The organism is Acinetobacter sp. DL27 (assembly GCF_055810995.1).
On the sequence record NZ_CM147947.1, the window covers coordinates 238237 to 259992 of the forward strand.

The 21756-nt window shown below is 40.2% G+C and carries 19 protein-coding genes, 1 tRNA gene and 1 pseudogene; 10 read left to right on the forward strand and 11 right to left on the reverse strand.

From position 1 onward, the window contains the following. Window positions 1–113 precede the first annotated feature (113 nt). The 3 genes from AC0KVP_RS01030 (at window position 114) to AC0KVP_RS01040 (ending at window position 2524) form a co-directional block, all read left to right on the forward strand. Window positions 114–1157: a YqaJ viral recombinase family nuclease gene (locus tag AC0KVP_RS01030; RefSeq protein ID WP_473338326.1), complete on the forward strand. Its 1044-nt coding sequence runs from the start codon at window positions 114–116 to the stop codon at window positions 1155–1157. A 119-nt stretch (window positions 1158–1276) separates the two neighbouring features. After that, window positions 1277–2206 carry a recombination directionality factor gene (locus tag AC0KVP_RS01035; protein WP_473338328.1) on the forward strand — a complete coding sequence of 310 codons (930 nt, stop codon included), beginning with the start codon at window positions 1277–1279 and terminating at the stop codon, window positions 2204–2206. A gap of 90 nt (window positions 2207–2296) precedes the next feature. Further along, on the forward strand, window positions 2297–2524 hold the full coding sequence (locus AC0KVP_RS01040; protein ID WP_473338330.1) for a helix-turn-helix transcriptional regulator: 228 nt from the start codon (window positions 2297–2299) through the stop codon (window positions 2522–2524). A gap of 35 nt (window positions 2525–2559) precedes the next feature. On the opposite strand, the gene AC0KVP_RS01045 is transcribed toward AC0KVP_RS01040, so the two are convergent. The 4 genes from AC0KVP_RS01045 to AC0KVP_RS01060 form a co-directional block, all read right to left on the reverse strand. Next, window positions 2560–3435 carry a plasmid partitioning protein RepB C-terminal domain-containing protein gene (locus AC0KVP_RS01045; RefSeq protein ID WP_151707281.1) on the reverse strand — a complete coding sequence of 292 codons (876 nt, stop codon included), beginning with the start codon at window positions 3433–3435 and terminating at the stop codon, window positions 2560–2562. 9 nt (window positions 3436–3444) lie between these two features. Next, window positions 3445–4341, reverse strand: coding sequence for a ParB/RepB/Spo0J family partition protein (locus AC0KVP_RS01050; RefSeq protein WP_151707282.1), 897 nt, complete (start codon window positions 4339–4341; stop codon window positions 3445–3447). Beyond that, on the reverse strand, window positions 4323–5894 hold the full coding sequence (locus AC0KVP_RS01055; protein ID WP_473338332.1) for a recombinase family protein: 1572 nt from the start codon (window positions 5892–5894) through the stop codon (window positions 4323–4325). Before AC0KVP_RS01055 ends, AC0KVP_RS01050 begins: the two co-directional genes overlap by 19 nt. Before the next feature lie 355 nt (window positions 5895–6249). Then, window positions 6250–7815: a DNA cytosine methyltransferase gene (locus AC0KVP_RS01060; RefSeq protein WP_473338334.1), complete on the reverse strand. Its 1566-nt coding sequence runs from the start codon at window positions 7813–7815 to the stop codon at window positions 6250–6252. A gap of 83 nt (window positions 7816–7898) precedes the next feature. On the opposite strand from AC0KVP_RS01060, the gene AC0KVP_RS01065 reads away from it, so the two are divergent. Both AC0KVP_RS01065 and AC0KVP_RS01070 read left to right on the forward strand, forming a co-directional pair. After that, on the forward strand, window positions 7899–9083 hold the full coding sequence (locus AC0KVP_RS01065; protein ID WP_473338336.1) for an MvaI/BcnI family restriction endonuclease: 1185 nt from the start codon (window positions 7899–7901) through the stop codon (window positions 9081–9083). Window positions 9084–9414: 331 nt separating this feature from the next. Beyond that, a protein-coding gene (locus AC0KVP_RS01070) for an IS4-like element ISAba1 family transposase (protein WP_088631513.1) occupies window positions 9415–10505 on the forward strand; the annotation gives its coding sequence in 2 pieces (ribosomal slippage) (window positions 9415–9955 and window positions 9955–10505; 1092 coding nt in all). A 117-nt stretch (window positions 10506–10622) separates the two neighbouring features. Here AC0KVP_RS01070 and AC0KVP_RS01075 read toward each other — a convergent pair. Then, window positions 10623–11807 carry a tyrosine-type recombinase/integrase gene (locus AC0KVP_RS01075; protein ID WP_473338338.1) on the reverse strand — a complete coding sequence of 395 codons (1185 nt, stop codon included), beginning with the start codon at window positions 11805–11807 and terminating at the stop codon, window positions 10623–10625. Window positions 11808–11989: 182 nt separating this feature from the next. Then, window positions 11990–12079 (reverse strand) — tRNA-Ser (locus AC0KVP_RS01080). A 119-nt stretch (window positions 12080–12198) separates the two neighbouring features. Here AC0KVP_RS01080 and AC0KVP_RS01085 point away from each other — a divergent pair. Beyond that, window positions 12199–14079: a potassium transporter Kup gene (locus tag AC0KVP_RS01085; protein ID WP_005401570.1), complete on the forward strand. Its 1881-nt coding sequence runs from the start codon at window positions 12199–12201 to the stop codon at window positions 14077–14079. 59 nt (window positions 14080–14138) lie between these two features. On the opposite strand, the gene AC0KVP_RS01090 is transcribed toward AC0KVP_RS01085, so the two are convergent. Beyond that, a complete protein-coding gene (locus tag AC0KVP_RS01090) occupies window positions 14139–14747 on the reverse strand; it encodes a hypothetical protein (protein WP_473338340.1) in 609 nt (202 codons plus the stop codon). Window positions 14748–15004: 257 nt separating this feature from the next. Here AC0KVP_RS01090 and AC0KVP_RS01095 point away from each other — a divergent pair, with 257 nt between their 5' ends. Both AC0KVP_RS01095 and AC0KVP_RS01100 read left to right on the forward strand, forming a co-directional pair. Further along, the gene (locus AC0KVP_RS01095) at window positions 15005–16093 is read left to right on the forward strand and encodes a DNA/RNA non-specific endonuclease (RefSeq protein ID WP_286405516.1); all 1089 of its coding nucleotides are present in this window, start codon (window positions 15005–15007) and stop codon (window positions 16091–16093) included. A gap of 76 nt (window positions 16094–16169) precedes the next feature. After that, the gene (locus AC0KVP_RS01100; RefSeq protein WP_062032074.1) at window positions 16170–16415 is read left to right on the forward strand and encodes a hypothetical protein; all 246 of its coding nucleotides are present in this window, start codon (window positions 16170–16172) and stop codon (window positions 16413–16415) included. Between the two features lie 83 nt (window positions 16416–16498). Here the strand turns inward: AC0KVP_RS01100 and aqpZ are convergent. Beyond that, a pseudogene (gene aqpZ / locus AC0KVP_RS01105) lies at window positions 16499–17186 on the reverse strand (aquaporin Z). A gap of 130 nt (window positions 17187–17316) precedes the next feature. Beyond that, window positions 17317–18318, reverse strand: a complete 1002-nt coding sequence (locus AC0KVP_RS01110) for an AraC family transcriptional regulator ligand-binding domain-containing protein (RefSeq protein WP_473338342.1) — start codon at window positions 18316–18318, stop codon at window positions 17317–17319. 110 nt (window positions 18319–18428) lie between these two features. On the opposite strand from AC0KVP_RS01110, the gene AC0KVP_RS01115 reads away from it, so the two are divergent. After that, window positions 18429–19067, forward strand: coding sequence for a hypothetical protein (locus AC0KVP_RS01115; RefSeq protein WP_183174177.1), 639 nt, complete (start codon window positions 18429–18431; stop codon window positions 19065–19067). Between the two features lie 317 nt (window positions 19068–19384). Here the strand turns inward: AC0KVP_RS01115 and AC0KVP_RS01120 are convergent, their stop codons facing one another. Then, complete coding sequence (locus tag AC0KVP_RS01120) at window positions 19385–19846, reverse strand: hypothetical protein (protein ID WP_473338344.1); 462 nt, start codon at window positions 19844–19846, stop codon at window positions 19385–19387. A 74-nt stretch (window positions 19847–19920) separates the two neighbouring features. Next, on the reverse strand, window positions 19921–20679 hold the full coding sequence (gene hisF, locus AC0KVP_RS01125; RefSeq protein WP_004691571.1) for an imidazole glycerol phosphate synthase subunit HisF: 759 nt from the start codon (window positions 20677–20679) through the stop codon (window positions 19921–19923). A 113-nt stretch (window positions 20680–20792) separates the two neighbouring features. Between hisF and AC0KVP_RS01130 the strand changes: the two genes are divergently transcribed. Further along, window positions 20793–21743 (forward strand): homoserine kinase, encoded by a 951-nt coding sequence (locus AC0KVP_RS01130; protein ID WP_473338346.1) that lies wholly within the window; start codon window positions 20793–20795, stop codon window positions 21741–21743. Window positions 21744–21756 lie beyond the last annotated feature (13 nt).

Below are 21756 nucleotides of genomic sequence, written 5' to 3' on the forward strand. Positions count from 1 at the left end.
GGACATGAGATCAAGATGATCATGTAAATCTCCCTAAGCCCAAACACCTTTTTGCCACATCTCCAGATGTGGCTTTTTTTATGCCCAAAATTTAACAATGACAGGAAATCAATATGAACTCAGCCGTAATTCACCGAGACAATGTAACACCACATATCCATGCCGACCGTCCAAAACTGTTTACCGCAAAACGCTTTGTCGATACCAAAAATTTGACTCAAGCCGAATGGCTCGAAGTCCGTAGACAAGGGATCGGGAGCAGTGACTGTGCTGCTGCTTGTGGCCTTAATCCGTATATGTCGATGCTTGAACTATGGATGATCAAAACAGGACGGATTCAACAAAACATTGAAGATGCCAGCGAAGGCCATGCACCTCTGTACTGGGGTAAGCAGTTAGAGCCACTCGTTGCTGAATACTACAGCATGCATACCCAACATAAAGTGAGACGTGTGAATGCAGTGCTGCAACATCCTGATCCAGACAAACATTTCATGTTGGCTAATCTAGATTACTCTGTGGTGGGTAATGCCGAGGTCCAAATTCTGGAATGCAAAACCGCAGGGGAATATGGGGCTAAGCTGTGGCGAGATGGCGTACCGCTCTATGTCCTTTGCCAAGTACAACATCAGTTAGCAGTCACAGGCAAACAAGCAGCGCACATTTGTGTACTGATCTGTGGACATGAAACCCGCATCTTCAAAGTGACGCGTTCTGAGTCTGTGATTCAACACATCGTCAATGCTGAACGCTACTTCTGGGACTGTGTGGAAAAGGATACCCCACCTGAAGCGGATGCCAGTGAATCCGCAGCCAAAGCTCTACAACTGCTTTATCCCGAACATGTGCCACTCAGTACGACAGACTTATCTGAAGATGAGCAAGCCAATCAACAGTTTGAACAACTGATTCGAGTGCGTAATCAAGTTGATAAATACCAACAGCAATTTGAGCTACTCAAGCACCAATTGCAAGGCCAGATGCAAGAGGCTGAGCGTGCCACCTTTAAAGCGGGCTCAGTGACATGGAAGAAGTCAAAAGACTCGATCAGCTTGGATAGCAAGGCTTTACTCAAATCACACCCTGAATATCTCAACCAGTACCCACAAAGCAAGCAGGGCACACGGCGTTTCAACATTTACTGCAATGATGATTGAAACAGATTTAGCCTAAGTGTAATTCACAAGTCGAACGCCCAACTACCAATCAAAAATCCCATGCCTGAGTGCATGGGATTTTTTATGTCTAATTTATTTTATACGATGAGGAAATCAACATGATTAAAGGTTTAGCGATTACCCCGCCAATACTTGGACGTATTAGTATCGGTAAAGTGGTAGAAAAGAACGGCAAACGTCTGCCTGAAAAGGACGATCAATTCACCATTACCAGTCAAATCCAAGGTAAAGATGGATGGATAAAGCATCCACTCGATGAACAACTCCGAGTCAAAGCACAAAATCAAAAGCTCAGAAGCATCCCAGTACGAATGATCTTCAATGATCCTGAACTGAACTTACGTGCAGAGTACAGCCTTTTTGACCGTCAGACAGGCCGACCAGTCTGTATAGGCAATGGTGAAACTTGTCAGCGCTTAACCAATCAAGGGGTTGAGCATCATCTATGTCCATCACCTGATTTATGTCTCTTGGCACAAGGAGGATTGTGTAAACCTTATGGCCGTCTCTATGTGAATCTGGATGAATCGGATGAGTTCGGGACTTTCGTTTTTAGAACGACAGGTTTTAACAGTATCAGGACTTTAGCTGCACGACTCAGCTATTACCATGCAGCATCGAATGGATTACTTTCATGTCTGCCGTTACAGCTGACCTTAAGAGGCAAGAGCACCACGCAAAGCTATCGTACCCCTGTCTATTATGTGGATCTGACTTTACGCGAGGGTGTTCATTTGCAAGAGGCCATACACACTGCTAAAGAAATTGATCAGAAAAGTAAGCTTTCTGGGTTTAATCAGGCTGCTTTGGATCATATTGCTCTACAGGGTTTTGCCAATGCACAGTTTGAGGTGAACTCAGAGGAGGGAGGGGATTTGGTGGAGGAGTTTTATACGGATGAGCTTGCTGAAGCTGAACAAACGCAGCCTGACTCAAAAGCCAAAACAAAGCCTAAATTCAATCAGGGGGACGGGGTTGTGCAGGATATTCAGAAAGGTTTGCAGCAGTCTGTCAGCACAGTGAGTTGAGACTTCGGTAAAATGCGAAAGTTAATTTTTACGAATCTCTCAATCATTTCAGCGAATTGCTGCTCGCATTAAAGATTAGGAGTAAACATCATGAATGCGATTACAGGTCAAACTTTTGTAATGAATCAAATTATTAATTTGAAAGAAGTCATTCAATTCACAAGTATTAGTCGGGCAAAGATTTACGAAATGATTAATGACAGTTCAAGGTATTATGATCCAAGTTTTCCAAAGCCAGTTCGCTTAAGTGAGTCTCGCATTGGTTGGGTGGCTTTAGAAGTTCATCAATGGATTGAAGATAAGATACAAAGTCGTTAAAGGTGGGAGCGAGAGCTCCCTTATTTTTCGTATTTTCACTCGTGTAACGCTGGTTTAGTAACAGTTTCGAATTCAGTATATATGTCTGGATGGTTTTTAATTAAATAATTTTTAACATTGTTGTTTGAAAGCAACTTTTTTAAATAACCAGTAGCTAGAACCAAGTTTAAAGTATCTTGAGCATAATCTTGCTCAAGAATTTTAAACTGGACATGTAAATTAGCTCGATCATTTTCAATTTTTTTAATCGCTTCGAATGAATTATCCATTTTCTTTATTTTTTTTGTTGGTTCTTTAAGCATACTTGGTTCGGTTGTCATCAGGAGAGCCTTTGCATAGGGTACGGTTATGTTATTGAGAGATAGCATTAGCTCTGCACATTCAATTTGTCTCAGGGGTTTCATTTTTCGAAGAAGAGGGAAAATGTTAGGAGAAATTTCACGATTTTTCAGTAATTCAATCACTTCAGGACAAATACCATTCAGTAAATTCATTTTGGTACGAATAGCTCTGATGTCTATATTTAAGGCAGTAGCCAGACGCTCTTCGTTGACACCTTGCTCTATTGCCCGTCTAATCATGAAGTGTTCTTGAATGGTAGCTAAGCGATTGATTTTTTTATTGTAAGTGTAGCTCTCATCATCTGAAGAGAGTAAGCAGGGGATTAGGGTATAACCTAATTCTTTTAAAATTTCAAAGCGTATATGTCCATCCAATAAAATATACTGAGCTTTGCTGTTTGCTGAACTTACTATAAGGGGTTCAATAATCCCAATATCTTTAATTGAAGCCTTGATTTGCCCATATTTTTTTGTATAAATGGTACTTTTAAGTATGGTTTTGCTTAAAAGAAGTTGACTAGGCTTAAGGTATAATGGGGTCAGTTGAAATGCGATATTTACCTCTTGCATATGTACATCCTATTTTTCAGCTAATTGAACTTCTAAATATTGCGGTAAGGTATCGAGTGATTCAGCCCGTAATAAATTAAAGAAATTTTCATCTTTTCTTAAATGGGATATAGCACCAGCGATAAATGCCAATACTTGCTGAGTATGGTTTGCCCTTTTGACAAAGTTGTGTACCCGTTCCACTTCTTTTTGATATGTTTTAACAACATCATTTGCAGAAATTTTACTTGTTCTGGAATTAGGGGCGTAGCTTAGATTTTTACCTACCAATTGCCTTCTTTCGATAACTCTTTTCGCTTGTAAAAGTTGATGTCCTTTTAGGTCGCCACTTTCATATGCTTCTTGTAAAGCAATTTGAATATCTGAATTGTTGTCAGCAGTTTTTGAAATATTCAGGGCAACACTGAGCGGAATTTTCTTTTGTTCAACGGCATAAAGTAATCGTTCCTCACCATTTTTTAATAAAGTTAAAATGCCTTGAATATACTCAGGAACTAATCCGGTCTTTTTAGAGATAGCATGTTTGTCATAACCTAAATCTGACAGGCGTTCTATACAGCTTAAAAACTCCATCGCACGATGTTGGCGTCTAGCTATATTTTCAACCAGACTCATGATTAAGGCTTCTTCTTTGTTTACATCAATGATGCGAGCTGGGATTTCTGTTGCTCCAAGCTGCTTAAATGCTTGGATTCTTCCTTCACCGCAAATGAGTTGATAGGGTCGGTTTTGATTAGATATTCTGGTGACTGTGATGGGTTTTTTCAGCCCCACAGTACGGATGCTTTCTACAATCTCAGCGAAGACTTTTTCATTGCGATCTCTTGGATTTAAGATTTCAATATGTTCGATTGGAATCATAGAAACAGGTGCATTTGAGTTGCTTTCTAAGCTATATATTTCCATTTGACACGCTCCGCCATTCCAAATAAGTAGTTCAGGTTTGTAAATCTAAAGCTTTCTAATTCGACAGGGTTGAACTCACCAAGACTGAGCTTGCCACACATAAAATCTAATCTAGGTAAAAGGTAATAATCTTTTATTGTTGTGTTTGTGGCATCCAAGCGAACAACAACAGTGATGTCTGGGTTTAGTATGGTGTCGAACCGTACTTTCCAGCGAGAGTTACCTCTGTTTAATTTATGGCAGCGGGTCAGAACTAAGGAAATACTGATTTCATCATTGATGAATATAAGGTCACTTAACGGGTCTTTTTGAATGTAGGCGCCATTTAATTTTGCCATTTCACTAATCACTTGCTGCGTGATTTCAGGGTGTAGTTTTCGTAAGAACTTATTTATTTCGACATAGTGAAAGTCTCGCTCAGGTTTAAATCCAATGAGTTCATAGGCTCTGAGTAGACTCCCAAAACGATTGGAATAGACTCCAGTCTTTGGTGTAATTTCAGATTCATTGATTATAAGGCCAGAAAGAAAGCCATGCTTTTGATACAATGTCCTTAACAAGTCTAATAATTCTTCATCAGTATATTTACGTGAGCGTTCTCGAATTATGCCTTGAGCGGTGTAAAACATGTCTAGCGGTACAATAGCTTCAAATGCCTGATCTTTTCTAATCCATTGTTCTGTGGGATTGGAAACATGTGCTTTTTTAAGTTTAAAAGAGGTTTTATTGAAGACATTATTACCAATATATTTTTCGTTAGTGAGGACTTCATGAACCGTATTTCGTGTCCATGTACGGTTAAAATCTGTCTTAATATTTTCTGAATTTAGTTTCTCAGCGATTTGAGATTCGGATAAGTTGTTTTGAATAAACCATTCGTAGATTTGGTGTATAACTTTAATTTCTTCCTCTGGACCTGCGACAAGAATGACACGATCCATTTGAAAGCTTTTGTGTTCACCCATTTTAAGTAAAGTTTTGAAGTTTCCTTGCTGATCGATCAATGCACGTCTTAGACCGTAGCCAGCGGTTCCACCTTGTCTAAAGCCTAATTCGATTAAGCGGCATTGACCAATAAAAACTTTATTGGAGAGTTCGCGACTATATTCACCAGCCATTGTCCGTTTAAAGCTTTTCATGACGGTTGTGAATGGCGTCCCATCATTTGCAAATTGTTCTGCACAATAAATAATTTGGATGCCTGCGCGTTTACAAATATATTCATAATAGGCGCTTTCATCAGCATCTTGAAAACGTCCCCATCGGCTTACGTCATAGACTAATATGACCTTAAATTCAATTTGATGAGATTCTACATCTTGGATTAATTGCTGTAGCCCAGCTCGTCCACTTAAACTTAGCCCGCTCTTGCCATCATCCACATATGTTTTAATAATTTTGATATTGTGTTCTTGAGCATACTCTTGAATTTTATCGGATTGGTTCAAGGTCGAATATTGCTGATGATCGGTAGACATGCGGACATATTGAGCCGCCCAAATAGGGTGCTTTGATTCAGATGTTTGTTTTTGTGTAGAGTGGGAAGAATCCATAACAGAGACCTAAGTAAAATTTAAAAAAGATAAAAATTAATTGGGTTAAAGCTGCTTACGATTTTTTTGAGAAAAATATGGTGGAAAATAGCAGGAATGCCAGAGTCAGGTCATAGCTTATAAGAGAATTACTCTAAGGCTTCATTATGACGTTTTTATGAAAGTTTAGTGAGCTTTAGCCATAGATAAATATGGGATAAAAATCTGTTTTACAAATATTTTTTGTGATTGTCTGGGTGAGAAATTAAATCTTTTGTAGCAAAATAACAGAAATTTTTTTGTATGGATCTACGCTATATAAATTTAAAGATAGCGTAGATCATGTAATTTAACGTGACAAAAAAATACAGGGTATTTAATTAATTTTATTATTTAAATCAATTAAATACTTAATGGATTGACCGAGTGCATAGCCCAAAAGTGGTGGAACTGCATTACCCACTTGCGTATATTGTGGCACTTCAAATTTACGCATTTGCCCGCCAGTTGTCACTTTAGAGAGGAATTTAAAGTTATCTGGGAAAGACTGAATACGCGCCATTTCACGCACGGTAAGTGTTCTTAAATCGCTATAGTGGCAGGCATCATCTGGAATAGATAAAGCAGCCGGTGCAGGTTGATGTGGTATTAACGCTTTTTGTGTTTGTTTTTTGGTTTGATGAACTTTTAAATATTGAACCAAATCATCACGGCTATAAAAACGAACCGGCTTACATTCATCATTCAAGAAAGCTAGCGTATGTAATTCATTAAATGCTTTTTCCGAGATGTTGTCTGCAATCCCTTTCAAAACTTGCTGTACTTCTTTCTTCGTTTCTTTCGATACGGCATTTAAGTTCTGATAAAGCTTAAAACGCTTTTGGACATGAATACCATTGGCTCTTAACTCATAATTGCTTATTTGTTCGTGATCTGCCAACAGCGGGTTAAATAGTTCATCGAGTCGAGCGACATACGGCGATTTATCAATTTTATCTGTAATAGATAAATCCTGAATGGCATCTTGAACCGAAATTTCTTTACCCTTAAAAGCAATCAATGGCTTTAAGAATGATTGAGTAAAAAACTCTGTATCATTATCCACATCGTAAAAATCTAGATGCCCGTATTCAAGTTCTGAATTTGCTTTCACTTTTTCGAAAAATTGAAAGCAGCGATTAAATGCTAATTTTTCAACGCTATTCAGCTTATCAATGATATTCTTAAACACATCAACACGCATACCCAATAAGATAAATCTAGGTCGGTTTTGCGCTACACCGGCATACTTTGCATTTACGTGTAAACACAATGGAATATAGTCCATGCCGGCAAAAGCTTTAGCAACTTCATACCAAGCATAGAATTGACCTTTCTCGGTGTTAAAGGCTCTGAGAATTCCGGTTACATTTTCTAGAAGAACAAACTTAGGTTGAGTTAGTCCAACAAATTTCGCAAATTCCCACGGCAGAGTATTTCTTTCATTACCTAACTGACGTAAGCCAGCCATACTAAAGCTTTGACATGGAGGGCCTCCAGAAACCAAATCTAATCCATTTGGTAAACCTTGATCTTGGATTTGTTTTAGTAACTCTGGAGACTGTCCCATCAATTTATTTAATTCAACAATACTGCCGACTAATAATTTTTTATTCAGCACTGTTTCTGATGAAATGTCCGTATATCCATCTTCTTCTATTGGGGGATAAGCCTTTGGATTTTCCCGAAGCCTTTTACTCATTTCTTCTTTTGAAAAACTTGAATTGATCCACAGTGCATGTTCTGGTGCATTATTTCCATCTAACTTTTCATTGAAAAAGTTATAGGAAAACGTCTCTGCTGCCATTGGAGACAATTCATTTGCAATGACGAGGTTATATCCTGAAGCTTCGAGTCCTAGAGACAAACCACCACAACCGGCGAACAATTCAATATAGTTCAAAAATAAACTCTGATAGATTTTTAAAAACAGCCTTATTCTAAAGTACACTTAGCTAAAAATCCAGGGCTTATCTCTATTAAAAAATGAATCAAAGAACTCCCATACTTTTAACGACTGAACAAAATCAAATTTCTCTCAAAAACCGCCATTATTTAGCTCAAAAAGGCATTGATTATGGCTTGTTATCTATTACCCAAACTGGTCTAGATAAGTCGATTATGGATGCCGTAGGTTCATTACGTGCCTATCTTAAAGAACAGCAATATCATGACTATGATAATCAATCGCAAGGGACTCCCTATAAAGTTCTAAATCCTTGCTTTTTAGTTGTCTCTGATAATGATGCTCAAAATCAGAAAGTGAGCTTATACCGCCCTGAGACAAAAAAAGGCGATCCGCGAATTTGGATCTACGGCTTAAAAAGCTCAGCTCAACCCGGAGATGAAATTGCTTTAATTGTCGATAAAGGTGAGCTTTATGTATTCAACATTTCAAAACTAGATTTATCAGTGAATCAAATCCTAACTCAAATTGTGAATGACTACGAAGCTGTAGCTCATGAGTTACTTGAGTTGTTGCAAGCTTTAAGTAAGAAAGGTCCATTACAATCAATTATGAAAGGTGATACGGCAATTGGGATGACTATTGAACATGCTTTAGGTATTCCGGCTAACTCATCACCATTCCCGGATTATAAAGGAATTGAGCTAAAATCATCGCGTTTAAATAGGGCTTCCAACCGTACCAATCTATTTGCACAAGTTCCAGATTGGTCAATTAGTAAACTTAAAAGCAGTCAACAAATTGTTGATAAATATGGTTATGAGCGTGACGGAGATTTAAAGCTTTACTGTACTTTAGCAGCCAAAAAATACAATTCTCAAGGATTGGGCTTTGAAGTGGATTTCAATAATGACGTATTAAATGAAATTCATATTGAAGGTGGTTCAGTTGTCAGTTGGCTTGGTCAAACCCTTAGAAATAAATTGCTCGAAAAGCATCATGAAACCTTCTGGATTAAGGCCGATACTCATATAAGCAATGACGATGAATACTTCACGCTTAGATCCATTACACACACCAAGAATCCATTAGCAAGTCAGTTTTTATTTTTAATGGAGCAGGGGATCATCACGATGGATCATTTGATTAAGCGAAAGAATATGACTGGTGGTGCCAGAGAGAAAGGGCCTTTATTTAAAATTAACCCAAAACATTTGGGATTATTATTCCCAGAACCTCAAGAATTTTATTTAGCAGAGGAATAATAAATTTTTCATTAGAGGTGGGTTTAGTGAAATATATTCTTTAACTTATTTGCATTGGTCATGTAAATGTTTAACCAATTGAAACGTAGGTCAAAGCTCCTGTCCATCATCTTGGGACAAGGTGGCTTTGGAGGTCCATCAATGGATTGAAGCCAAGATACAAAGTCGTTGAGCGTGGGAGCGAAGGCTCCCATGTTTTTGTTTATTCTAAAAGTCTAATTTTTAAATGATTTCAATCTTAAAGTTTTTAATTAGTCTTTCTCTGTACACGACAAAAATAGATAACTCATTGAAATAATGTCATAATAATTGTTTTCTAACGACGAATACTATGACACATCTCAATGAGTTATATCTTATCTTAAACAAATATCTAAAATGGAACAAGTCACATTTAAAGTGCTTTGCGCTCATCATGCTTGTGATTATTTTAAAGCAAACATGTAATCTTTCTTCTGCATCTAAAGCCTTGCCCATCAAGTGCTTACCACAATCATTTTATCGACGTATGCAGCGCTTCTTTGCAGGTCAGTATTTTGATTATCGTCAAATTTCTCAGTTGATTTTCAATATGTTTTCATTCGACCAAGTGCAACTGACTTTAGATAGAACCAATTGGAAATGGGGAAAACGAAATATTAATATCCTGATGCTCGCAATCGTTTATCGTGGAATAGCGATACCTATCCTTTGGACATTGCTTAATAAACGTGGAAATTCAGATACGAAAGAGCGCATTGCTTTGATTCAACGCTTTATAGCCATTTTTGGTAAAGACCGTATTGTGAATGTGTTCGCAGACAGAGAGTTTATCGGTGAGCAGTGGTTTACATGGTTAATTGAACAAGACATCAACTTCTGCATTCGTGTTAAAAAAACTTCATTGTCACCAATCATTTAGGAAAGAATCATAAAATTAGTGATTTATTTCGCCATCTTAAAGTTGGTCAAATTGAATGTCGTAAACGACGGATTTTGGTTGGTCGGGTGAAACTATATATAAGTGCACTACAGTTAGAAAATGGAGAGCTTTTACTCGTCGTTTCTCCTCAGTTTAATGCCAATGCTATTCAGGATTATGCATTACGCTGGGAAATTGAAACCTTATTCAGTTGTCTCAAAGGACGCGGGTTTAATCTTGAAAATACGCGCTTGACAGACCCTAGACGAGTGAAAAAATTGATTGCGGTGTTAGCTATAAGCTTCTGTTGGTGTTACTTAACGGGTGAATGGCAACATGATCAAAAAAAAGTGATAAAAATAAAGAAGCATGGACGACTCTCAATGAGTTTATTTCGCTATGGTTTAGACTATGTTCAAATGGCGATTCAGCGTTTAATTGGTTTTGGGAAAAAAGAAGAGTTTAAGGAAATTTTGGCAATTTTAAGAAGGCAGAACCCTGATAGGATAAGGGTTCTGTGAAATTTGTCGTGTACAGAGTTAGTCTTTATAGGCTTTGTTGCATAAATATGTAAGCATCTGATTTAAATAAATTTAATTTTGGATCAAAAAATAATCAAAACTTTTAAAATCATATAGTTATGAAATCTTTGTGCAACAAAGCCCTCTCAAACTATCAATAAAATCAGCCCATTCCTGCATCATCTTTGTTCGGTATTCCAAGTGTTGTGCGTGGTTATATGCTTGAGATACTGCATTACCTACAGTGTGTGCTAACTGTATTTCGATTGCGTCATGCATATAACCTTGCTCATGTAGTGTTGTTGAGGCAAGTCCACGAAAGCCATGCCCCGTCATTTTACCTGTATAGCCCATCGTGCGAATCGCACTTAAAAGAGCATTATTACTTAATGGCTTTGCAGTACTGTGATTATAAAAAACAAATTTCTTGTCGCCCGTAAGTGGTTTTAGATCTTCTATAAGTACAATAGCTTGTCGAGATAAAGGAACAATATGGGGGAGAGCCATTTTCATTTTATAAGCTGGGATGCGCCACAACTTATTTTCAAAATCAATTTCATCCCATTCCATGTTTATGAGTTCTGCTGTCCTAACAAAAGTTAAAGCCATGAACTGTAAAGCTGTCTTAACGAGAATATTACCGTGATAATGATCCATGCGTTCTAAGAAAGGAGGAAATTCAGAAATATCTAAGCGAGCCATATGCTTCACTTTACGAGGCTTTAGAGCTTCCTGAAGGTGGGGAGTAGGATCGTTCTCGATTAGACCTTTACGAATTGCGAAACGGAAAATACGCCCAGCTAAAGGTATGGAGCGTTTAGCCATCTCTTGAGCCCCTCGGGCTTCAATCTGTTTAGCACAAGCAAGGATATCTTTACCCTTAATTTGATCAATAGGCATATGTCCTAATGCTGGGAAAAGGTCTTTTTTAAATACAGATAGGTCACGTAAATATGTGCCTTCTTTAATGACGGGCTTACGATCTTCCATCCACTCCATCGCGAGAGACTTGAAAAGGGTGCTTTCATTAATTTGTTGTAAACGTTCATTCTTTATGGCATTAGGATCAATATTATTATAAAGCTGGATACGTGCTTCATCACGGGCACGGCGAGCTTGAGCAAGTGTGATCTCTGGATAGCTGCCAATGGTTAGAGTGCTTTCACGGCCATTAAATCTATACTTTAAACGCCAGAACTTTCCACCTGAAGGTGTAACCTCCAAATATAGTCCTTTTTCGTCAGAATAGCGCTTTTTTTTATCAAGTGGGTTTATTTTTCTAACTTTAACATCAGTAAGCATTTTTAATGGTATCCGTGCAAATTGGGGGACGAAAAATAACTTAAAAAGTCTGTCCCCCAATTATCCCCCACGATATGGGGGATTGCAATGGATGTACTAGGATTTAATAAAACAATAAAAAGGCTTAAACCTATACGGTTTAAGCCTTTCAGAACCCCGTTGGATGCTACGGGAAGCTAATTTGGCGGTGAGAGAGGGATTCGAACCCTCGATACGCGCAAACGTATACACACTTTCCAGGCGTGCTCCTTCAGCCACTCGGACACCTCACCATGGCGGAGGATAATATCGAAAAACATAGCCATCGACAAGGTGAAACAATTGATTTAGAGAAAAACTTTTAGCGTGATGATATGATTCGCAAAAATACTGTCTAAATTGAAGACACACTATGCAAAGTACTGCAAAAAAAGCCGCATTGCCCGCAATCACTTTAGCCGCCCTTGGGGTCGTGTTTGGAGACATTGGAACCAGTCCACTTTATGCACTGCGTCAATGTTTTTTAACAGCCCATCTAGCGATATCAGAAGCGTCAGTTTTAGGCATTTTGTCCCTCATTTTTTGGTGCATGATGCTAACGGTGAGTTTTAAATACGTTACGATTATTATGCGAGCAGACAATAACGGTGAGGGCGGAATTATGTCCTTACTGGCACTAAATCTGCGAACCACCTTAATTAGTGATAACAAGAAAATTTATCTTATTGCTCTGGGATTTATTGGTGCATCACTGTTTTTTGGTGATGGAATTATTACTCCTGCAATTTCGGTTCTTTCTGCAATAGAAGGTCTCAGTATTGCTACGCCTATTTTTAATCAGTGGTTAGAGCCCTTATCCATAGGAATTATCACTGGCTTATTTTTGGTACAGCGCCATGGGACAGGGACAATGGGGAAATTCTTTGGGCCATTAACCCTACTGTGGTTCTTAGCGATTGGTGCTTTAGGGCTGTGGAGTATTTTTCAGACCCCTCATGTATTATTGATGGTTAATCCGTACTGGGCATTGAGTTTTGTCTTTAATCAACCCTATGTGGCTTTTCTGACTATGGGTGCCGTGATTTTGACTATGACGGGCGGTGAAGCACTTTACGCCGATATGGGACATTTTGGTCGTCTTCCGATTCGTTTAGCTTGGTTTATTATTGTATTACCATGTTTGTTATTGAATTATGCAGGGCAAGGAGCATTGTTATTGCGTGACGCGGATGCACTCGCGAATCCTTTTTATATGCTTATTCCAGAATGGGCACTATTTCCAATGATTGGTTTGGCCACAGCAGCAGCAGTTATCGCATCTCAGGCGGTTATTACGGGCGTATTTTCTATGGTTAATCAAGCCATTCAATTACGTTATTTACCTCGTTTGGCAGTGCGACATACTTCAGAGGTAGAGCGCGGTCAGATTTATTTGCCATTTATTAATTGGGCGCTGTATATCTCTGTACTGATCTTAATTTTATTGTTTGAGAATAGTGAGAATTTGGCTAGTGCTTATGGGGTTGCTGTCACCATGACTATGTTGTGTGGCACTATTTTAATCTCTATTTTGGCCTATGGGTTGTGGCGTTGGCCAATGTGGAAAGTTGCATTATTCGCCGTGCCATTTTTGTTACTTGATACAGTTTTTGTTGCCTCGACTTCGCTTAAAATTTTATCAGGTGGATGGGTTCCAATTTTAATTGGTGCAGTGCTGTATACTATTTTAATGACATGGAAAGATGGTCGTGCATTAGTGTTGAAGCGTCTTGAAAAGGATTCATTGCCAATAGACCTATTTATTAAAAGCATTAGTATGGGTAGTGAAACTAAGTTCGTTCCAGGTGATGCAGTCTTTTTGACTGGTACACCAAATATTGTGCCACACGCAATGCTTCACAATATTAAGCACAACAAAGTCCTGCATGAACGCAACATCATGGTAACGGTTATTACACGCGATATTCCTTTTGTTCCGTCACAAGAACGCAGTAGTGTTGAAAAACTGGATGTCCGTTTTTATCGTATTACTTTGTATTATGGTTTTAAAGATCAGCCAAATATTCCGCAAGCCTTGGAAATGGCCTATGCTGAACTTGGTTTTGAATATGATCTAATGCAAATTAGTTTTTTCATCTCGCGTGAACGGATTATCAGTACTGTAGGGGATGGTATGGCGCCGTGGCGTGAAAAGCTCTTTATCTCAATGCAACGGAATACCAGTCCTGTGAGCGACTTCTATCAAATTCCAACCAATCGCGTGGTTGAGCTGGGTAGTCAGATCCAGATTTAAACTTCAATAAAAAACCAGCATATATGCTGGTTTTTTTGGAGGATAAATCAGTTGAAGTCTTAGTTCATTGGATCATTTTCAGGTGCTTCAGGCATCGCTTGGACAGGTTGTTCTGCTGAAGCGTCAGGAAGTGCTTGAGCAGGGGCATCTGGTAATGGCAGTGAATCAGGCTCAACCGCATTGACAGGTGCCTCTGCTGATGAATCTAATGGCGGTGTAGCAGCTGGGGCAGCATTCATGTCTGCATTTCCCGTGGGTGCGACAGCATCATTTAACGCCGCTTCAGCTTGTTGCGCTGAGAGTTCTGCATTTGGTGCCAGCGGATGTTGCTCTGTTGGAGTCGCAGCGACTTGTTGTTGCACTGTGGTGTCAGGTGCGGCCTGTTGAACAGGGGCTTCACTCTGTGGTGATGTTGGCATCACTGCTTGGTCATTGGGTACACCTTGGCTCGCTGGGCTGATAGGTGCTGCATTTGGATCAAGCAATTTAATTTGCCCTGAGCTTACGAGTTCTTGAATAGAACCCGGTTGACCATTAACAGTAGTCGTGACTTTGGCTTGAGAGAGACTTTCTAAGGTGTCACCCGGTTGGATAGGTGGCTCGGCGAAGGCTGAAGCACTTATCACTGTGCCGATTAAACCAAGAGAAGCTAAAATCTTAGAATGCATAAGAACTCCGTAAATTGCATGTATTATTTCGTTCGATTCATTTTTACCTTGGCATATTTTTTGAAGCGACAGCAATCAAAGATACGCAATCGCATCACGTTGTCGTAGAAAAACTCTACAAAAAAGACATTTTGTTACATGCAAAATCATCTAAATATGGCGTTTTGTTTAATTGTTATGCGAATAGAACTCGAGCGATATACTTCGTATACGCTGATTGTTAAGCTCGTGAAAAACCGATGTTTATTGTAGTTGTGATGGCGAAGAAGAAAAGTAGTTCAGGTAAGTCAGTGTTTAACATGTTTAATCAAAATGGCCTGAAAGTGATTTTAGGATTGGTGGCAACGGGAAGTTTTGCGATTGCTTTTGGTCAAGAAAAAATTCAGCAATACGTGTCTTTAAGCCCAAGCTCAAATTCAGCCTGTTTAGAACAATTTTATAGGGAAATTCCGCCCTATTTACTCAAAGAAAGTTTAAGTAAACACAGCTATGCACTGTGCTTTAACGGCTTTAATGTGATGTATTCGGGCGTTTCGAAAACCCCCCTCTGGGTTGCAGAGGCTCTGACGCCGCAGCGCCTGAGCCAAAAAATTCCACGTGAAGATAGTTTTCACGAAGAAAATAATGTTGCAACTGAACATCGAGCGACATTGTCGGACTACCGTGGTTCAGGCTATGACCGTGGACATATGGCACCGAATGCTGATATGCCGAATAAAGCCGCACAATTCGACAGTTTTTCTTTGGCCAACATGGTGCCACAGGCTCCTAAAAATAATCAGCAAGTGTGGCGTGAATTGGAAGAAGCCACACGGGCGCTTGTGACCAAGCAAAAGCTAGATGTTTTTGTGGTGACTGGGCCAGTATTTCAGGGCAAAAAACTTAAGACCATTGGTCAGGGAGTGATTGTTCCGAGTGCGGTTTATAAAGCGGTCTATATGCCAAAAACGGGTGCAATCGGCGCTTATTACGCACCGAATGATAATTCACAGCAGGTAAGAATTGTCAGTGTCTGCTATTTGGAAGAGCAGTTGGGTGTGAATTTATTTCCGCAACTGACAGAAGAGCAAAAACGTAATACTTATAAACTACCGTTGACAGCAACGGCGGTAAAAGCCAATAGTGCAATTCAATACTCACATTGGGATGCGGAAAGTCAGTGCGCAGAAGAGGTTTCATCCGAGCAGCTCAAAGCCTTACAAAAAAACTTTAAATCGGGCTCTACTCAGTCGAGTAGTGGTAGCACAGTCACAAAAGGCACGGGTATTGATGCGGCGGATCAAGATGCGATTGTGAAACAATTGGTCGACGTCTTATTGCAATATATTTTGCAGCTGTTACGTTAAAGTTCTACGCAGTTGGATGTGTAGGCATTCGACTGCAGTGCCCGATGCCTGAAGAATAAAGAAGAGTAAAAATAAAATGTTTAAACCTTTTGTACATGGCAATGAGTCCCATGCCATCCATGATTTGACCCTTGAAAATGACACGGACTGCGTGAGTATTTATGGCAATTTACAACTCACCAAAGACCAAGCCGGTTTAGCTGCGGCCAAAGCATTGCAGGCGTATCTGAATGCGATTGTGCAACAGCTTGAAAGTGAAGCCCAGCTTCCTGAGAAAATTGAACATCTGCAGTCGGGTGAAATTGACAATCCGTTTTTATAACATAAGCCTATCTATGTTCCATGTGGAACAATAAGAAAAGCCCACAGATTGTGGGCTTTTTCTTTTAAGGGATAGAGAAAAAATTAATCCTCTTTTTCTAAAATTTTATAAATAATAGCGCCGATAATGGCACCGACAATCGGAGCAACCCAGAACAACCAGAGTTGGCTTAAAGCGGCTGTTTCAGCAAATATGGCAACACCTGTAATTCGTGCAGGGTTAACCGAGGTGTTGGTCACAGGAATACTGATCAAGTGAATCAAGGTCAAAGCTAAACCAATCGCAATCGGCGCGAAACCAGCAGGCGCACGCTTATCTGTGGCGCCCATAATCACGATCAAGAACATTGCAGTCAGTACAATTTCAATCATTAAAGCGGAGATTAAGGAGTATTTTCCTGGTGACAGTTCGGCATAACCATTGGTCGCAAAGCCGCCTGTACCAGCAAAACCGGCTTGGCCTTGGACAATCAGGTATAACACCCAAGCGGCTAAAACTGCACCGACCACTTGGGAGACCACATAGGGGGATCAGATCTTTGGTATCAAAACGTCCACCGACCCATAAGCCGACACTGACCGCAGGGTTAAAGTGCCCGCCAGAGATATGTCCAAGTGCAAAGGCACCGGTTAAAACGGTTAAACCAAAGGCAAGTGCAACGCCAAGAAAGCCGATGCCCAACTCGGGAAAAGCTGCTGCAAAAATGGCACTGCCACAGCCTCCGAAGACCAACCAAAACGTTCCGATGAATTCAGCAAGATATTTATTCATAATGCACTTTTTGTAGTTATTGATGTTTTATTCGCGTAGAACTTTATATTTAATGAGAAATGCTCGTTTTTTAATCAATTTAACAAAAAAAGCATGACATCCTGAAGACGTGGATCAAACAGATCCGATTTTAGTGAAAATGCTGGATACGCCACTGCTGAGGTGTGACTTGGGTCCAGTGTTTAAAGGCACGTTGAAAAGCACTTTGTTCAGAGTAACTTAGCAACAGTGCAATTTCCTGTAAGCTGAGGTGTGGATCTCTTAAGTATTGCTCCGCCAAAATACGTCGAACTTCTTGCATCCGCTGTTGGTAGGTCGTGCCTTGTTGTTGTAAGTAACGTTGCAGCTGTCGGACTGAAAAATTCAGTTGCCGTGCAATATGTTCAATTTGATATTGGTTTTTTTGTAACCCCGTTAAAATCGCATGCTGTAAGCGCTGGTCGATGTGAGTAGAGTTGGGAAGTTTTTCCAGTAAGGCTTCGGCTTGCTGTAAGAGCAGTTTTTGCAGGGTTTGATCACCTTGCTGAAAGGGCATGGATAATTCGCTGAGAGGAATCATCATCATCGGCCTGCTTTGAGAGAAGCGAACTTTACAATTAAAATATTGCTCATACAGTGCCGTATTTTTCGGAGCAGTGTGAGTGAAATGAACCTCGCTGAGCTGGATGTCATCATGGGCGACAAAGTGTTTCATAAACTGAATGATCAGCGCCATTGCCACTTCATTGCTGAGTTGTGTGGTGAGTTCAATCGGCATCTCCACCCAACCAAAGCATAGATTTTCACCTTCAATTGCAACATATAGTGAACTGCCATCATAAATGAGGCGGTGAAAGTCATGATAACGAGTGAGCGCTTCGCCTAAATTTTCGCAGGACAGCGCAATATAGCCCAAAATACCTAAATGCTTGGGCTGTACATACTTTGCAATCTCAAGTCCGAGCGCAGGGATGTGCAGGTGGCTGTCAAGATCATTCAGTAACTCTAACCACAGGGCATAATCAAAACGTTCTAAGTTCTGTGCTTTTTCAAGCTGTTCAGAAATTGGGTAGCCCATGGCTTGGCAATAGGCATAGAGTAAATGCCCCAGTCCACCGTAGACAGAACCTGTGTAGTCTTTGAAATGTTGCATTTATTGGCTCTATTGTTCTTGTCGTAATTTGTCAATGAATTTGAATGCTAGGGTCAATATTTAGCATAGTTTGCACATTATATTCAATCTGAATATAGGAGGAATTTGCCATGTGGAAGGGTTTTGTCGCAGGACTGGTGGTTGCCAATGCGTTTGAGTGGGTTGCACATAAATATATTTTGCATGGAACGCACCGTGCTGGAAAGCCACGCTATAGCCCCGTGCCTGATAGCATGAAATCGCATTGGGAGCATCACCGAGAAGTGCGGAAAACCACGTTTCACGATCATGGTTATGTTGAAGGTTGGAGCAACTGGCGTACCAAAAATGAAATCGTGTCACTCGCAGTCGTGGCGGGTGTGTTTGGGACCTTATTTTATCCTGTCTCCAAAGGCATGACGTTGTCTGTGCTGTACAGTGCGGGAAATTATTACTATATTCACCGTCGTGCGCACTTAGAGCCAGACTGGGCAATGCGTAAGATTCCTTGGCATTATGATCATCATATGAACTCTAATCAGGATGCCAACTGGTGTGTGACCAAGCCATGGTTTGATTATATTTTAGGAACGCGGGTCATTTCCTCGCTGGATTTGCAAGAGCAAAATCCGTTGGGTATTGCTTTACCTCAAGTGGTGTCGAAAAAGCTCACCCAGTGGGTCAATCAGGTCTTCCCTGCAAAATGGGTTAAGGCGCCTGAAGCAATTCCACTGAACTCAGCGCAGACGACTGAAACGGTTGCAGGATAACGGAATAGGTATTTTTGTCGTGATTTGTCAATAATATTGGTATGTATTGTCAATATTTCGTCATTTGAACATTCTATAGTAAAGCTGTTGATGAGGTGAAATCATCTCATGAGCACTAGTACGTCATTTTTCATTTTCCAGTTTAACAAGACAATGTTGTAGTTATTCTAGGTTTATAGGGAGTCGCAAGACTCCCTTTTTTTGTCTCAAAAATTGAGAGCATAATTGCGGTCAAGATCCAGCGAGCATTCTAAGCTTTAACATCTACTGCATAATAGAGGCACTGGCTGTGCCTGAGTACAGTATAATTGAGTCTTTTAATTCGCCTGCTTTTTAAAGTCGGTTAAAATATAGCGATCCATTTCATCTTTATATTTTGGGGAAAACTGAAAGCAAACATGCTCGTTGATGTTTAAGGTTTTGAGATCAGGGAAGCTTTGTCTGGCATGCGGACTATTGCTAAATAAAAAAGCTTGTCGATCACTCTGAAAGTAAAACACTTTTTCAGTGCTGATATTGTGCCGTCGGTAATGGGTGACCTCTGACCATTGTGTAAAAATACCACAAGCCCGAATTTGATCAGGTGCAATCAGCGCTTTTTCATAATACTGTTTAAACTGATATTTGCAGAAGCTGATATAGCTACACAGGCATAAACCGAGGAGTAGCAGTACAGCCAGCATACCGAAAGGGCGGTCAACATATTTCTTCATCAAAAGGATGAAAACAAAACAGATCAATAGACCACAAATAAATAAGATTAGTTCTAAGTGATACATTTTTTCTCATCTTTAAAATGATAAAAAGAGTACTCGAAAGTACTCTTTTTATAGGTTTTACGGTTATGGTCTGTTTATAAACGCATTTCAATGCCTTGCTCTGCAAGGTATTTCTTCGCTTCAGGAATGGTGTGTTGTCCAAAGTGGAAAATCGAAGCAGCCAGTACAGCGTCTGCGCCACCTTTTAAAATACCATCGGCCAAGTGTTGTAAGTTCCCGACACCACCCGAAGCAATGGTTGGAATAGTCACGCGGTCATTGATTTGACGCATCAGCTCAAGGTCATAACCTGCTTTGGTACCATCGGCATCCATCGAGGTAATCAGCAGTTCACCTGCACCAAAGTCAGCCATTTTCACGGACCATTCAATTGCATCAATACCCGTTGGTTTACGGCCGCCATGGGTAAAAATTTCCCATTTGTTCTCGCCCGTTTTTTTCGCGTCAATGGCAACCACAATACACTGTGCGCCAAAGCGTTGCGATGCTTCTTGTACAAATTCTGGGTTAAACACCGCTGCTGAGTTAATGCTCACTTTGTCCGCGCCAGCATTGAGTAAGAGGCGAATGTCTTCAACCTTGCGAACGCCACCACCGACCGTTAAGGGAACAAAAACCGTTTCAGCCATACGTTCAACCGTACGATAAGTCGTGTCGCGACCATTCGAAGTTGCGGTAATGTCTAAGAAGGTAATTTCATCAGCACCTTGTTCGTTATATCGACGTGCTACTTCTACTGGGTCACCTGCATCACGAATATCAAGGAATTGAACACCTTTCACTACACGACCGTTGTCCACGTCGAGGCAAGGAATAATACGTTTAGCTAGCATAATTTTTTCCAAAAATAACAGCCGATTATGAAACTTCGCGACTTAGATGCTACACCTTAATAGTCGGAGCGGGTATTCTATCAAACTTATGTAAGTTTTTTTGCAGGTTTTATATGTCGGTTTATACCACTTTGACTTTACAGGAAGTTCAGGCGTTTGCAGCACCTTATGGACTTGAGGTAATCGATCTGATCCCAATTCAAGGCGGTATTCAAAATACGAACTATTTTATTGTGTGTGAAAATGCTGTTCAGTATGTATTGACTGTATTTGAAGAAATGGATGAACAGGGCGCAGGCGAGTTAGTTCCTGTACTTGAGCATTTAGGTCAGGCTGGTTTAGCGGTTCCTGTACCTTTAAGTCACTCAGGCACAGCCATTCATAGTTTAAAAGATAAACCTGCGCAAATTGCCCCACGGATGATGGGCAAACACCCTATGCCTGCGACCCTTGAGCAAGCCGAGGCGATTGCGGTTGCGCAAGCGCAAATGCATGTCGCACTGCAAGATTTTCCACTAGAGCGTGCAGAATACCGTGACCATGATTACTGGCTCGCTGTAGCGTTACAGATGAAACCGACATTAAGTGAGGCGGATCAAGCACTGCTGAGTAAGTTGTTGGGGTTATATGATGCATTATCGGCGGCTTATCCGAATCGTCCAAAAGGCTTTATCCACTCGGATTTATTCCGTGACAACACCTTGTTTGAGGGCAATCAGCTCAAAGGCATTTTAGACTTTTATGAATTGAATAAAGATGAGTTCTTGTTTGATATTGCGATTACGCTGAATGACTTCTGTACCGAATACCCAAGTGTGCATTTAAATGAAGACAAAGCCATCGCATTTTTAAACGCCTATGAAAGCATTCGTCCTTTGACTGCTGATGAAAAATCTTGTCTAGAGCTGTATCTTGCAATGGCCGCTGCGCGTTTTTGGATGATGCGTCTACAAGTGGCACAAAAAAATGCAGAACAAGGCCGTACGGGGGATGACATTTTGCAGAAAAATCCTGCCGAAATGCGTAATATGGTGATTGACCGCCTAAAATTTGTAACTGCTTAAATAGGAAAGAAAA

Bases quoted from the DNA above. Each gene is read 5' to 3' on its own strand.
- AC0KVP_RS01055 (WP_473338332.1), bottom strand. From the start codon at position 5,894: ATGGATTCTTCCCACTCTACACAAAAACAAACATCTGAATCAAAGCAC.
- AC0KVP_RS01030 (WP_473338326.1), top strand. From the start codon at position 114: ATGAACTCAGCCGTAATTCACCGAGACAATGTAACACCACATATCCAT.
- AC0KVP_RS01045 (WP_151707281.1), bottom strand. From the start codon at position 3,435: ATGCAAGAGGTAAATATCGCATTTCAACTGACCCCATTATACCTTAAG.
- AC0KVP_RS01075 (WP_473338338.1), bottom strand. From the start codon at position 11,807: ATGCTTACTGATGTTAAAGTTAGAAAAATAAACCCACTTGATAAAAAA.
- AC0KVP_RS01040 (WP_473338330.1), top strand. From the start codon at position 2,297: ATGAATGCGATTACAGGTCAAACTTTTGTAATGAATCAAATTATTAAT.
- AC0KVP_RS01110 (WP_473338342.1), bottom strand. From the start codon at position 18,318: ATGCAACATTTCAAAGACTACACAGGTTCTGTCTACGGTGGACTGGGG.
- AC0KVP_RS01120 (WP_473338344.1), bottom strand. From the start codon at position 19,846: ATGTATCACTTAGAACTAATCTTATTTATTTGTGGTCTATTGATCTGT.
- AC0KVP_RS01090 (WP_473338340.1), bottom strand. From the start codon at position 14,747: ATGCATTCTAAGATTTTAGCTTCTCTTGGTTTAATCGGCACAGTGATA.
- AC0KVP_RS01100 (WP_062032074.1), top strand. From the start codon at position 16,170: ATGTTTAAACCTTTTGTACATGGCAATGAGTCCCATGCCATCCATGAT.
- AC0KVP_RS01050 (WP_151707282.1), bottom strand. From the start codon at position 4,341: ATGGAAATATATAGCTTAGAAAGCAACTCAAATGCACCTGTTTCTATG.
- hisF (WP_004691571.1), bottom strand. From the start codon at position 20,679: ATGCTAGCTAAACGTATTATTCCTTGCCTCGACGTGGACAACGGTCGT.
- AC0KVP_RS01065 (WP_473338336.1), top strand. From the start codon at position 7,899: ATGAATCAAAGAACTCCCATACTTTTAACGACTGAACAAAATCAAATT.
- AC0KVP_RS01095 (WP_286405516.1), top strand. From the start codon at position 15,005: ATGGCGAAGAAGAAAAGTAGTTCAGGTAAGTCAGTGTTTAACATGTTT.
- AC0KVP_RS01035 (WP_473338328.1), top strand. From the start codon at position 1,277: ATGATTAAAGGTTTAGCGATTACCCCGCCAATACTTGGACGTATTAGT.
- AC0KVP_RS01115 (WP_183174177.1), top strand. From the start codon at position 18,429: ATGTGGAAGGGTTTTGTCGCAGGACTGGTGGTTGCCAATGCGTTTGAG.
- AC0KVP_RS01130 (WP_473338346.1), top strand. From the start codon at position 20,793: ATGTCGGTTTATACCACTTTGACTTTACAGGAAGTTCAGGCGTTTGCA.
- AC0KVP_RS01085 (WP_005401570.1), top strand. From the start codon at position 12,199: ATGCAAAGTACTGCAAAAAAAGCCGCATTGCCCGCAATCACTTTAGCC.